General features: G+C 25.0%; 10 protein-coding genes, 3 tRNA genes and 1 pseudogene. 5 read left to right on the top strand and 9 right to left on the bottom strand.

Features of this window, described 5'->3' with window-relative positions:
• Window positions 1-85: 85 nt before the first annotated feature.
• Complete coding sequence (gene lexA, locus EGD97_RS01385; protein ID WP_078681650.1) at window positions 86-691, top strand: transcriptional repressor LexA; 606 nt, start codon at window positions 86-88, stop codon at window positions 689-691.
• A 30-nt stretch (window positions 692-721) separates the two neighbouring features.
• On the opposite strand, the gene EGD97_RS01380 is transcribed toward lexA, so the two are convergent.
• The 6 genes from EGD97_RS01380 to miaB form a co-directional block, all read right to left on the bottom strand.
• Window positions 722-2,008, bottom strand: a complete 1,287-nt coding sequence (locus EGD97_RS01380; RefSeq protein ID WP_127836386.1) for a methionine gamma-lyase family protein — start codon at window positions 2,006-2,008, stop codon at window positions 722-724.
• A 103-nt stretch (window positions 2,009-2,111) separates the two neighbouring features.
• Window positions 2,112-2,357 carry an RNA chaperone Hfq gene (hfq, locus tag EGD97_RS01375; RefSeq protein WP_078681652.1) on the bottom strand — a complete coding sequence of 82 codons (246 nt, stop codon included), beginning with the start codon at window positions 2,355-2,357 and terminating at the stop codon, window positions 2,112-2,114.
• A gap of 63 nt (window positions 2,358-2,420) precedes the next feature.
• Complete coding sequence (gene miaA, locus EGD97_RS01370; protein WP_078681653.1) at window positions 2,421-3,365, bottom strand: tRNA (adenosine(37)-N6)-dimethylallyltransferase MiaA; 945 nt, start codon at window positions 3,363-3,365, stop codon at window positions 2,421-2,423.
• 29 nt (window positions 3,366-3,394) lie between these two features.
• Window positions 3,395-5,230, bottom strand: coding sequence for a DNA mismatch repair endonuclease MutL (mutL, locus tag EGD97_RS01365; RefSeq protein WP_078681654.1), 1,836 nt, complete (start codon window positions 5,228-5,230; stop codon window positions 3,395-3,397).
• Between the two features lie 15 nt (window positions 5,231-5,245).
• On the bottom strand, window positions 5,246-7,888 hold the full coding sequence (gene mutS, locus EGD97_RS01360; RefSeq protein WP_078681655.1) for a DNA mismatch repair protein MutS: 2,643 nt from the start codon (window positions 7,886-7,888) through the stop codon (window positions 5,246-5,248).
• 35 nt (window positions 7,889-7,923) lie between these two features.
• Window positions 7,924-9,255, bottom strand: a complete 1,332-nt coding sequence (gene miaB, locus EGD97_RS01355) for a tRNA (N6-isopentenyl adenosine(37)-C2)-methylthiotransferase MiaB (protein WP_127836385.1) — start codon at window positions 9,253-9,255, stop codon at window positions 7,924-7,926.
• A 332-nt stretch (window positions 9,256-9,587) separates the two neighbouring features.
• Here miaB and EGD97_RS01350 point away from each other — a divergent pair, with 332 nt between their 5' ends.
• On the top strand, window positions 9,588-10,787 hold the full coding sequence (locus tag EGD97_RS01350; RefSeq protein WP_127836384.1) for a pyridoxal phosphate-dependent aminotransferase: 1,200 nt from the start codon (window positions 9,588-9,590) through the stop codon (window positions 10,785-10,787).
• Window positions 10,788-10,816: 29 nt separating this feature from the next.
• Here the strand turns inward: EGD97_RS01350 and EGD97_RS01345 are convergent, their stop codons facing one another.
• A complete protein-coding gene (locus tag EGD97_RS01345; protein WP_078681658.1) occupies window positions 10,817-11,683 on the bottom strand; it encodes a GNAT family N-acetyltransferase in 867 nt (288 codons plus the stop codon).
• Between the two features lie 289 nt (window positions 11,684-11,972).
• Between EGD97_RS01345 and EGD97_RS01340 the strand changes: the two genes are divergently transcribed.
• From EGD97_RS01340 to EGD97_RS01330, 3 genes are all read left to right on the top strand, one after another.
• Window positions 11,973-12,049, top strand: a tRNA-Ile gene (locus tag EGD97_RS01340).
• A 5-nt stretch (window positions 12,050-12,054) separates the two neighbouring features.
• Window positions 12,055-12,129 (top strand) — tRNA-Thr (locus tag EGD97_RS01335).
• A 14-nt stretch (window positions 12,130-12,143) separates the two neighbouring features.
• Window positions 12,144-12,228, top strand: a tRNA-Tyr gene (locus tag EGD97_RS01330).
• A gap of 64 nt (window positions 12,229-12,292) precedes the next feature.
• Here the strand turns inward: EGD97_RS01330 and rpsA are convergent.
• Window positions 12,293-13,354, bottom strand: a pseudogene (gene rpsA / locus EGD97_RS01325) (30S ribosomal protein S1); the annotation flags it as partial.
• Between the two features lie 182 nt (window positions 13,355-13,536).
• Entirely contained in the window at window positions 13,537-14,214 is a 678-nt protein-coding gene (cmk, locus tag EGD97_RS01320; RefSeq protein ID WP_078681660.1) for a (d)CMP kinase, read from the bottom strand.
• Window positions 14,215-14,247: the final 33 nt, after the last annotated feature.

The following is a 14,247-nucleotide window of genomic DNA, read 5'->3' as shown; positions in this document are numbered from 1 at the left end:
TGTATCCCTGCCCCAGAACACTAGTTTGATATTAATAAAATATTATGCTATAATTTTTATATTAATTGAGAGGTGATTCATAGTGATGGAAGTTAGCGGTAATAAGCAAAAAGAAATATACGATTTTATTAAAAAATATATAATAGATAAAGGATATCCTCCTTCTGTTAGAGAAATTTGTAATGCTGTAGGATTAAAATCAACCTCTACTGTTCATGGTCATCTAGAACGATTAGAAAAAAAAGGCCTTATAAAAAGAAACCCTACCAAACCTAGAGCAATTGAATTATTGAAAGATAATGTAACTAAAAATGAGTTGATAGATATTCCTGTAATTGGGAAAGTTACCGCAGGTCAACCAATTTTAGCTGTTGAAAATATTGAAGATATTTTTTCTATTTCTTTAAATTATATAAAAAGCAATAAAGAACTTTTTATTTTACACGTATCAGGTGATAGCATGATAAATGCCGGGATATTTGATGGAGATTTAGCCATAATAGAAAAAACAAACGTAGCTGAAAATGGAGAAATTGTAGTAGCTCTTATTGATAATGAAGCTACATTAAAAAGATTTTTTAAAGAAAAAAACTATATAAGATTACAGCCAGAAAATAATTATATGAGTCCTATAATTGTAGATAATTGCAAAATACTCGGTAAATTAGCAGGAATTTATAGAACATACTAAAAAATAAGGTTTAATTATAAACCTTATTTTTTAGTATGTTAATATTTTAGACAAAGCAATTAATATACCGATTTTTGCATGTTCAAATGTAAGTCCTCCTTGAAGGTACGCAATATATGGCTCTCTAATAGGTGCATCTGCAGATAATTCTATAGAAGATCCTTGTATAAAAGCACCTGCAGCCATAATAACTTGATCTTCATATCCAGGCATGTCCCATGGTTCACATTCTACAAATGAATCAATTGGTGAACCAGCTTGTATGCCTTTGCAAAAATTAATTAACATATCTTTATTATTGAATTTTATAGCTTGAATAATATCACTTCTTTTATCAGAATATTTAGGGAGAACTTCAAATCCTGCAAGTTCCATTATTCTTGAACAAAATATAGCTCCCTTAAGTGCTTCTATAGATACATGTGGAGCAAAAAATAAACCTTGATATAAAAGTCTCATAATTCCAAATGTTGAACCACATTCTCCTCCGATTCCAGGTACAGTTAATCTATAAGCAGCTTGATCAACGTATTTTTTCTTGCCTGCAATATATCCACCTGTAGGTGCTATACCTCCTCCTATATTTTTTATAAGTGATCCTGCAATTAAATCTGCGCCTACTTCAGTAGGTTCTAATTTATCTATAAATTCTCCATAGCAATTATCTACAAAACATATTATATTAGGATTAATTGATTTAACAATATTAATTACTTCTTTTATGTCAGAAATTAATAAAGATTTTCTCCAGCCATAACCAGTTGAACGCTGAATATGGATAAGTTTAATACTTTTATCTTTTAAAATAGTATCTTTAACTAGATTTAAATCTATTTTTCCATCTTGATTTAAATCTAATTGTTTATATTTAATACCATATTCCTTTAATGAACCTAAATTTTTATTATCCCCTAATCCAATAATATTATGCAAAGTATCATATGGTGTACCACATACTGAAAGCATAGTGTCATTAGGTCTTAAATTACCAAATAATGCAGCACCAATAGCATGAGTTCCATTAACAAAATGAGGTCTTACTATAGCACTTTCACAATTAAAAACTTTTGCATACACTTTATCTAAAGCATCTCTACCTATATCTCCATAACCATAACCACTTGAATTAGTAAAATGTGAGTCACTTATTCTTTCTTCTTGAAATGCATTAAGTACTTTAATTTGATTATATTCTTTTATATTATCATAATATTCAAATTCATTTTTAATATCTATTAATGCTTGATTGCATAAATCAAACACTTTATCATTAATATTGTACTTATTTTTTAAAAAAGATATTGTACTATCTAGCATATATAAATCCTCCTCAAAAATATATTAACTTAATTATATTAACATGTAAAAAAAAAATAGGCAAATTAATTACCTATCTTTTTTAAAATTTAAAAATTTTATATTACATATTTTCTTCTGTAGATTGATTATTAAATAAAATTGGTTTTAAAGGAGTTATCGTAGAGATTGCATGTTTATATATAAGCATTTGTTTACCATCACAGTCCAAAACAACTGTGAAACTGTCAAATCCTTTAACATTTCCTTTTATTTGAAAACCATTAGTCAAATATATGGTTACAGGTATTTTAGCTTTTCTTGCACCATTTAAAAAAATATCTTGTAAATTATTCGTTGTTTTGTTCATTAAAATCCCCTCCATGTAAAAATTTAGATAAATAGATATTCTCTATATATAATAAAAATCCTTTTAATTTTTATTATTTTTTAATAAATTAACTTTCTTTATTATAAATTCTATTATTTCATTATCATTAGCAAAAGAATCTTTATTAATCCATATAGCTCTTTTATCTTTTTTAAACCAAGTTAACTGCCTTTTAGCATAATTTCTACTACCTTGTTTTATTTTATCAATAGCTTCTTCAAGGCTGATTTCTCCATCAAGATAAGAAAGTATTTCTTTGTATCCTATTCCTTGCATGGACTGCATATTGGAAGTATATCCAAGTTTTTTAAGTTTAATTACCTCTTCAATTAAACCATTTTTTATCATTTCATCTACTCTTTTATTTATTATTTCATATAATTTTTCTCTATTTAGGTTAAGCACAAAATAATAAATTTTATAAGGAATATCATATAAATTTTCTTCATTATTAAATTCACTTATTTTTTTACCAGTAACTTTAAATACTTCTAAAGCTCGAATGACTCTTTTTAAATCATTAGGATATAATTTATTAAAAGATTCAATATCAATATCACGAAGCATTCCATGTACATATTCATTACCTTTTTCTTTGGCCAGTTTTTCTAAATATTTTCGATAATCATCATCTTTGCTTGTATTTGCAAAATTTAAATTACATATAAGTGAATTTATATATAATCCAGTTCCCCCTACAACTATAGGTAATTTATTTCTTAATAAAATATCATTAATTACAGATGTAGCTTTTTCTTTATATTGTGCTACACTAAAAGTATCATCAGGATCTATAATATCAATTAAATGATGAGGAATTCCTTGCATTTCTTCTTTTTTTATTTTAGCCGAACCTATATCCATATACCTATATATTTGCATAGAATCAGCTGAAACTATTTCACCATTTAAATTTTTAGCTAATTCAATAGATATAGAAGTTTTACCTACAGCTGTAGGCCCAGCAATTATTAGTAAATCTTTCACATTGTATTCTCTCCTTTCTAGTGATTTATTTATTGTATTCTTTTAAATCGTTTTTCAAGCTCATTTAAAGTTATTTTAATAATTGTAGGTCTACCATGTGGACAAGTAAAAGGATCTTGTATAAATCTTAACTCATCAATTAAAGCTTGCATTTCTATATTAGATAACTTATTATTTGCTTTTATAGAGGCTTTACAAGACAATTTAGCAATTTTATCATATTTAATATCTTCTGTTTGTATACTTGCTGAAGATTTGATATTATCGATTATTTGAAGAAATAAATTTTTAACTTCAATGTCTCCTAATATTATAGGTACTTCTCTTATACTTATAGTATTTTCTCCAAAAATTTCAATATTAAATCCTGCATTTTTAAATATTTCTTTATTTTCAAGATATATAATAAAGTCTTGAGGAGTTAATTCAATTATTTCTGAAGGTATCAATATTTGAGCAGCTACTTTTTTGTTTTTTAAATCTTTTATATATTTTTCAAAATTAATTTTTTCATGAGCAGCATGCTGATCAATAATATAAAGTTCATCTTTATATTGTGCAAGTATATAGGTATTATTAAACTGGCCAATTACTGTAAGAGGAGGAAATTTTGCTTTATCATTTATATCATTTACATCCTCTTTATTTGTATCTTCTTTAATTTTAATTCTATCATTATCAAAAGGGAGCTTTTCTCCATAAATATAATCATTATTTGAACTTTCATTATATATATTATTTAATAAATTATCCTGTTTAAAGTCTATTGGAATTTGTACAGAAGAAAATGAATTAGAAGTTTCTTCATAAATATAATTATTATTTAATGCATTAGTAGTATCATCTTCTATTATATGAAAATTAAATGTTTTTTTAAAATTATTTCGTATAGATTCATGAACAGCATCAAATACAAACTTATATATAAAACGATCATCTTTAAATTTAATTTCAGATTTTGTAGGATGTACATTTACATCAATAAATTCTGGGAATATCTCTATAAATACAATAAAAAAAGGAAACTTATTTATAGTTAAAAATGATTTAAAAGCATTTTCTACAGCAGTTGTTATTAATTTATTTTTTACATATCGCTTATTTACGTAAATACTTTGATTTAATCTACTTCCTCTACTGATTTCGGCATTACCTATATATCCATAAATGGAAGCTATATCAGAATGTTTTTCAAAATAAGTAATATTATTAGCTACATTTTTACCATATATAATCCTAATTGTATCTATTAAATTTTCGGTGGGAAAAGTAAAAAAAACTTTATTATTATTATTGTATAATTTAAAAGATATATTAGGATTAATCATAGCAAGTCTTTCTACTATATCTGTTATAAGAGCAGCTTCTCTTTGAGGAGATTTTAAAAATTTTAATCTAGCAGGAACATTGAAAAATAAATCATTAACCTCTACATAGGTTCCAATATTTGATCCTACATCTTTAATATAATTTTTGTGACCTCCAGAAATAGATATTTCTCTGCCATATTCAAAATTATAAGTCCTGCTTCTAAATATTACATTTGAAACTGCTGCGATGCTAGCTAAAGCTTCTCCTCTAAATCCAAAGGTGTTTAAATTAAATAAGTCATCTACATACGCTATTTTACTTGTAGCATGTGGTAAAAATACTTTTTCTATATCTTCAGGATGGATTCCTTCTCCATCGTCGGTAATTTTTATAGTTTTTTGCCCTCCGTCAAATATTTCTATAATTATATTTTTAGCATTAGCATCTAAACTATTTTCTATTAATTCTTTAACTACAGAATAAGGCCTTTCTACTACTTCACCTGCTGCAATTTTATTAGATGTATTTAAGTCTAGTATATTTATCCTCTTCAAATTATCACCTTCATTTTATAAAGCTTTAGCTTTTTTTATTAATTCATAAAGTTTATTAAATCCTTCCATTGGCGTAAGATTTAATATATCTATATTTTTTAGCTCTTTTAATAAATTTTCTTTTTCAATATCGTTAAACTTAATTTGTTTAAAATTATTATCACTGTTTACAGCAGTTTCTTTTAAAACATCACTTGATTGGTTTACGTTAATAATATTTTTATTATCAATTTTATTTTTTTCAGTTTTATTTTTTTCAAAACTTATTAATAATTCTTTTGCTCTTTTTATAACTGCTTCTGGAAGGCCAGCTAACTTTGCAACTTCAATTCCATATGATTGATCTGCTCCTCCTCTTATAATTTTACGAAGAAAAACAATTTCATTGTTTATTTCTTTAACTGCAACTGAATAATTTTTTACACCATCAAGTAGATCTTCCAATTTTGTTAATTCGTGATAATGAGTAGCAAATAAAGTTTTAGACTTTATAGTAGGTGTAGTACATATATATTCTACAACAGCCCAAGCAATACTTAATCCATCATAAGTACTTGTTCCCCTACCAATTTCATCAAGTAAAATTAAGCTTTTATTAGTAGCATTTTTTAATATATTTGAAACTTCCCACATTTCTACCATAAAAGTACTTTTACCAGATGAAAGATCATCAGAAGCCCCTATCCTAGTAAAAATTTTATCACATATTGAAATTGATGCTTTTTTAGCTGGAACAAAAGATCCTATTTGAGCCATTAAAGTAATAAGTGCAATTTGACGCATATATGTAGATTTACCTGCCATATTAGGGCCAGTTATTAATATTAAATTTTCATCATAATTATTAATATTAGAATCATTTGCTACAAAAGTACCTGGAGGAAGCATCTTTTCTACAACAGGATGTCGACCTTCTTCAATAATTATTCTTCCGTCTTCTGTTATTTTAGGCTTACAATAATTATTTTCTAAAGCTACTAATGCTAATGAATTAAGACAATCTAACTCAGCTATTAATTTTGCTGTTTTCTTTAATCTATATATTTCTTTTTCTATTTTTTCTCTTATATATACAAATAATTCATATTCAAGATTAATTAATTTTTCTTCTGCACCTAATATCTTATACTCCATTTCTTTAAGTTCAGGTGTTATATATCTTTCACAATTTGAAAGGGTTTGTTTTCTAATGTATCTTCCCTCTGGAACCATATTTTTATTAGCATTTGTTATTTCTAAATAATATCCAAAAACTTTATTATAACCTACTTTTAAAGATTTAATCCCTGTAATCTCTCGTTCTTTATTCTCTAAAGATGATATCCATTGTTTGCCATTTAACTTTATATTCCTTAATTCATCTATTTCAGAATTGTATCCATCTTTTATAATATTCCCTTCTTTTAATGAAATTGATGGATTTTCATTTATTGATTTATCAAGGAGTTCATATATATCTTTTAATTCATCTAAATTATTATATATTTCATTTAACATAGGAGAATTAAAATTTTTTAATATATTTTTGATATTAGGAATCTTTTGTATAGAATTTTTTAAAGTTATTAATTCTTTTGCATTAATACTTTTTATAGCTATTTTACCTACAATTCTTTCAATATCATAAATTTTATCTAATGCTTCTTTTAAATCTAATTGAAGATCCATATTTTTAGAAAGTTCTTCAACAGCATTTAGCCTAAATTCAATTCTATCTTTATTTACTAAAGGTTGTTCTATCCATTTTCTAAGTTGTCTACTTCCCATGGCAGTAGAAGTTTTATCTAACACCCATAAAAGAGACCCTTTTTTACTTTTATCTTTTAAACTTTCAGTAATTTCTAAATTTTTTCTTGAATTTACATCAATACTTAAATAGTCAGTAATATTATAATATTGCATATCATTAATATTACAAAGATTCGTTTTTTGAGTTTCCATTATATAATTTAACAATCCATTACTAGCATATATTAAACTTAAATTATAATAATCTCTTTTAAAATTATTGAATTTAGTTTCTAAATTATAAAAACAATTTTCTGTAAAAAAATCATTTTCTTTTAGTGTACATAATATACCAAAATTATCTTTAATAATTTTTATTAAATCTTCGCTTATGTTTTTTTCAACCACTGCTTCTTTTGGAAAGTATTTTGAAATTTCATCTATTATAGAAGAAATTTTAAATTCACCTTCAGTACAATAAAAATCACCAGTAGAAATATCTGCAAAACATATACCTATTTCATTTTTATCATTATCTACATATAAGCTCATTATATAATTATTTTTACTTTCTTCTAAAAAACTTGAGTCTGTATAAGTTCCAGGAGTAATAATTTTTACTATATCTCTTTTTACAATTCCTTTGGCTAAACCAGGGTCTTCTAACTGTTCGCAAATAGCTACTTTATATCCTTTTTCGATAAGCTTGGTTATATATGAATTTGCAGCATGAAAAGGCACTCCACACATAGGTGCCTTTTCATCTAAGCCACAATCTCTTCCTGTTAAAACAAGTTCAAGCTCTTTAGATGCGATTATAGCATCATCAAAGAACATTTCATAAAAATCACCTAATCTAAAAAATAAAATACTATCTTTACATTTATCCTTTACTTCTAAATATTGCTGCATCATTGGAGTTAGTGCCATGGTATCACCTCTTTTGTTTACTTTTATAAAATTAATTATATTTGCTCACCATTTAATGAAAATGAAAGCGGTTCAGTTATTTTTACATTTACTAATTTACCTATGCTGTCAAAACTTCCTGTAAAATTAACTAATTTTCCGGTCCTAGTTCTACCTGTTAATTTATTTATGTCATTTTTGCTTCGTCCTTCAACTAAAACTTCAACAACTTTACCATAATAAGATTTATTATTTTTATAACTAATTTCATTAACAACTTCTATTAAACGGTTAAATCTTTCATGTTTAATTTCATCATCAACTTGATTATCCATATCATATGCAGGAGTACCTTTCCTTTTAGAATATATAAAAGTAAATGCTGAATCAAACTCAACTTCTTTTACTAAACTAAGTGTTTCTTCAAAATCTTTCTCGGTTTCTCCAGGGAATCCTACAATTATATCTGTGGTTAAAGATATATTAGGAATACTTTTTTTTATTTTTTTTACTAAATCTAGATATTGCTTTCTGTCATATTGTCTATTCATTTTTTTTAATATATTAGATGAACCAGATTGAACTGGAAGATGTATATGTTCGCAAACTTTATTGCATTGAGCAATGGTTTCTATCAATTCTTCAGATAAATCTTTAGGATGAGAAGTCATAAACCTAATTCTTTCAAGTCCATCAATATTATTAATTCTTTTTAATAATTTTGCAAAATTTATATCTTCAGTAAGTCCTTTACCATAAGAATTTACATTTTGGCCAAGTAAAGTAATTTCTTTATATCCATTAGAAACTAAATCTTTTATTTCTGCTTCTATATTCTCTGGCTTTCGACTTCTTTCTCTCCCTCTTACATAAGGCACTATACAATAAGTGCAAAAATTATTACAACCATACATTATAGTAACAAAAGCTTTTATATTACTTTCTCTATCTATAGGAATTCCTTCTATAATTCCTTCTTCTTTGTTAGTAACTTCAATTATTGATTTTCCTTCTTGTTTAACTCTATTTAAATATTCTGGGAATTTATATGAATTATGAGTTCCAAATATAATATCAACAAAAGGATATTTTTTTATTATATTATTAGCAATGCCTTCTTGTTGCATCATACAACCACAAACGGCTATTATTATGTCTGGATTTTTTTGCTTTAAATTTTTTAACGCTCCTAGATTACCATAAACTTTAAGTTCTGCATTCTCTCTAACACAGCAAGTGTTAAATATAATAATAGAAGCTTCTTCTTTTTTATTTGTTCTTATATATCCTAATGACTTAAGCATACCTGATAATTTTTCAGAATCTTCTTCATTCATTTGACATCCCCAAGTTTCTATAAAATATTTAAGAATATTTGATTTATTCATTTTAATTCTCCTTTTTTATAATGTGTATTATATAATTTTTAAGCAATATACCATAAGTAATATTATATATAATTTATTATTTTTTTAAAAGTAATTTTTATTTACATCCACAAAATAGTAGACACAAATAAAAAATTGTTGTAAAATTAACGGTATATATTCAGTTAATTTTAAAAGAACAAATTATTTGAATATTGAATTTATTATTATATTTTCATTCAAATCTTATTGTATTTTTATGAATTTATATTATGATTAAATCACAATAAACTGTAAATTAAATTTCACTATATGAATATAATATACATACCTTAATAATTAGGAGGATAATTATGGATTTTTCTAATAGAATTAAAAATATGCAATTTTCTCCAATTAGAAAATTAGCACCTTTTGCTGAAGCTGCCCAAAAAAAAGGCATAAAAATATACCATCTTAATATAGGTCAGCCTGATATAAAAACTCCAGATATTTTTTTTAAAACCATTAAGAATTTTAATGAATCTATTTTATCTTATGTTAACTCTCAAGGAATACCAGAACTTATTCAAAGTTTTATAAAATATTATAAAACTTTGAATATTGATTTTGAGGAAGATGAAATTATGATAACTAACGGTGGCAGTGAAGCATTAACTTTTGCATTAATGTCAATTTGTGATGTAGATGATGAAATAATAATTCCGGAACCATTTTATACTAACTACAACAGTTTTTCAAGTATTGCTAATGTAAAAGTTGTTTCTTTTCTTACTAATCCTGAAGATGGGTTTCACCTGCCTGATAAAAAAACAATAACTGATAAAATAACAAATAGAACTAAAGCCATACTTATTTCAAATCCTGGAAATCCTACCGGTGTTGTTTATAGTTATGATGAAATAAGAATGCTTGCAGATATAGCAAAAGAATATAATATATATATTATTGCAGATGAAGTATATAGGGAATTTATATATGATGATTTGAAATTCACATCTATGTTATCTATGTCAGACATCTTAGACCGAGTAATTTTAATAGACAGCATATCAAAACGCTATAGTGCTTGTGGGGCTAGAATTGGTTTAATTGCTTCAAAAAATAAAGATTTAATGAAAGAAATATTGAAATTATGTCAGGCTAGATTAAGTTGTGCTACTATTGAACAATTAGCTGCAGCTAGTTTGATAAATACTCCTAGAAGTTATTTTAATGAAGTAAAAGCAGAATATGAAACTAGAAGGAATATAATGTATAATAATCTTTCTAAAATACCAGGAGTAGTCTGCAAAAAACCATCTGGAGCTTTTTATATAATAGTAAAGCTTCCAATTGAAGATGCAGAAGATTTCGCAAAATGGCTTTTAACTGATTTTAGCTATAATAATGAAACAATAATGGTAGCTCCTGCTGAAGGATTTTATGCTTCTAAAGAGCTTGGAAAAGATAAAATACGTTTATCATATTGTATAAATTGTGAAGATTTGAAAAAAGCAATAAATATATTATCACTTGGACTTGAAAAATATTTAATTCTACAAAAAAAATGAAAAATAAATCGCCACTAATTTGTGTCGATTTATTTTTCGTATTCCCAGTTATGTATTTCTTTTTTTATTGTAAATCCTATACTTTTATAAAGATTTATAGCAACATAGTTAGTGGAAGAAACTTTTAAATTTACTTGCTCAAAATTGTGTTTTTTAAGAATTTTAAATAAATAATATATTAAATTTTTCCCATAACCTTTTCCTCTATACTCTTTTAATACACCAACATTAACTATGGTTGGAATATTATTATTTATAATTATTTGGCCATATCCTATGTATTTATTATTTTTTTTCATTAAAACTGCTCCATCTTTAAAATAGTATTTTTGCATTTCATCAAAATATATATCATTTACATTCAATGGTGTTCTAGTATCGTTTTTAAATACTTCATTCTGAATATTACATCTAATTTGTTCATGTTTTCCCTTTTCTAATGTTTCAAATTGTAAATCGTTTGTAATAAAAGGTATCAAAATAGAAGAAATGTCTACATTCATTTCATAAGTACCATCTAATTTTTTAAAACCTATGCTTTTTAATACATCATAATTAAAATCATTTTTTTCACAGGTATATATAAAAATTTTTTTATAAGGTATTAAATTAATAAGATCTTTGTATTTATTTACAATATCTTCCTGTTCATTTACATACATAGAATTGATTACATAATATTTTTTATTATATTTTGATATCCATATATATCCTACTACATTATCATATTTTTTTAAAAGTCTAATATTTTTACGCATTATAATTTGTCTTGCAAAATTTTTATTTGTATAACATTCATAAAAATCTTCATTTAAAACATTAAAATGTTTTCTCAAATCATTCAATATTAAAAAGTCTTTTATATTTTTTTTATTTAATAAATCATAATTTTTCATAGAATAATCCTCATAAATTTATATACTTACTTCCATTATTAGTATAATTCTTGTAAAGTATTAAGTCAAATAAAATAAATCAAATTTAATATTTTTTATGTCACCAATTTTTAAAAAATGTTTCAGAATTTTTAAAATATTAGCACCAGTTTTATTTCTGCTTTTTTTAATTATTTTGGTACAGTTACCAACAAAAATTGTGATATATTAAAACATTATCTTAAATCATAATTTAATAATTTTTTATTGACAATATACTTAAATAAATATATAATAAATATTGTAATTTGGATCTTTAGCTCAGTTGGTTAGAGCAACCGGCTCATAACCGGTTGGTCCGGGGTTCGAGTCCCTGAAGGTCCACCATGTATGCTGGCATGGCTCAACGGTAGAGCAGCTGACTTGTAATCAGCAGGTTGTAGGTTCGATTCCTATTGCCAGCTCCAGTATTTTTTTATAAGGAGGAATTCCCGAGTGGCCAAAGGGGGCAGACTGTAAATCTGTTGTCTCTGACTTCGATGGTTCGAATCCATCTTCCTCCACCAATATTATTTTCAAATAAAAAAGGCTATTTTTAAAATAGCCTTTTTTATTTGAATTTATTCTTACTTAAATATTTTCAACTTCTTTTATACTTAATTCTATTTTTTTTCTTTCTTTATTAACATCTATAATTTTTGCTTTTATTTGTTGTCCTATATTTAAAACATCTTTTGGATTATTAATTTTTTTATTGCTTATTTGAGATATATGCACTAATCCGTCAACACCTGGTTCCAATTCAATAAATGCACCAAAATCAGTAAGTCCTACTATTTTTCCTAAAACTATATTGCCAACAGGGTATTTTATATCAACATTTTTCCATGGATTTTCTACAAGTCTTTTCATGCTCAAAGATAATTTCTTATTATCCTTATCAACATCTAATATATATACTTGTATTACATCTCCTATGTTTAGTATATCACTAGCTTTATTAACTTTTCCCCAAGATATTTCGGATACATGTAAAAGCCCATCAATTCCATTAACATCTATAAAAGCTCCAAAATTTGTAAGTCTTTTTACCTTTCCGTTTATAACAGTATTGGTTTTTAACGTTTCCCATATTTCTTCTTCTTTTTTATTTTTATCTTCTATAAGTAATTCTTTTCTTGAACCTACAATTTTAAATCCTTTTTTATTTTTAATATATTCTATAATTTTTATATTGAATTCTTTATTTATATATTCTTCCAAATCATCAACATGAGTAAGTTCTACATGAGAAGCTGGTATAAATATTTTAACTCCTTTATAGTTTGTAATTAATCCTCCATTAACCACTTGAACAATTTTTACTTTTAACGAAATATTATTATTAAAAGCATTTTCTACTTCCTTATAAGCTTCTTCCCTTTCAATTTCTACTCTAGATAAAACTATGTATCCATCTTCATTCCTTATTTTAATTACTTTTGCTTCTACTTCTTCACCAACTTTAAAAATATCTATGAGCTTTACATCATTTTCACTAGTAACTTCTTCTATAGGAAGATATCCTTCTGTTTTTGTTCCTAAATCAATATATATCTCTTTATCATTAATTGAAATTATGTTGCCTTTTACAATTTGTCCAACTGAAATTATAAAATCATTTTTATTCATAAAATCAACTTGCTCACTAATTTCCATATCTCTATTTTTTTCCATATTCTACACTCTCCTAAAAATTCATTTATTTTTTTATATTAAAAATTATTATAGATATCAATATTCAAAATTTAATTCAGAGATTTAGTAAAATACTGATTATCTCTTGTTGTGTTAAAAACAAACTACTGATTGATATATCACATTTAGTTTTTATGCTAGATATCTATATTATTATTTTTATTTATAAATTCTTGTATATAATATGACATTTTATTAACAACATCATCAATAGATAAATTAGATGAATCTATTAAAATAGCATCATCTGCTTTTTTTAATGGATTATTTTCCCTATTTGAATCCATATAATCTCGTTTTATAATCTCATTTAATATTTCATTATAATTTGTTGATATTCCTTGTAAAGATAATTCATTATATCTTCTTTTGGCTCTTTCTTCACAACTAGCAGTTAAATAAAATTTAATTGGAGCATCTTTAAGAACAACAGTTCCAATATCTCTTCCATCCATTACTACATTATATTTTTCAGCGATTTTTTTTTGCATAGCAGCTAATTTTTCTCTAACTTCTGGAATTGCCGCATAGTTAGAAACGTTATTACTTATATTAGGCAAATAAATTTTATTATTAACATTTTCTCCGTCAATAAAAAGTTCATCATTTTTAAAAATCATATTTAAATTTTCCACTAAATTTAATAACTTAATTTTATCTTGCGGCAAAATATTTTTTTCTATAGCTTTTAGTGTTATAGCTCTATACATGGCACCAGTATTTATATATATTAAATTAAATCTATTTGCTAACATTTTAGCAATAGTACTTTTACCTGCTCCAGCAGGTCCATCAATTGCTACAGATAATTTCATGTTTTATTCACCTTCTTTTAAAAACTATACATA

Origin of the sequence: Clostridium prolinivorans (assembly GCF_004011155.1) — a bacterium.
Lineage (GTDB): Bacteria > Bacillota > Clostridia > Clostridiales > Clostridiaceae > Clostridium_AT > Clostridium_AT prolinivorans.
This window is presented reverse-complemented; position numbering and strand designations above follow the sequence as displayed.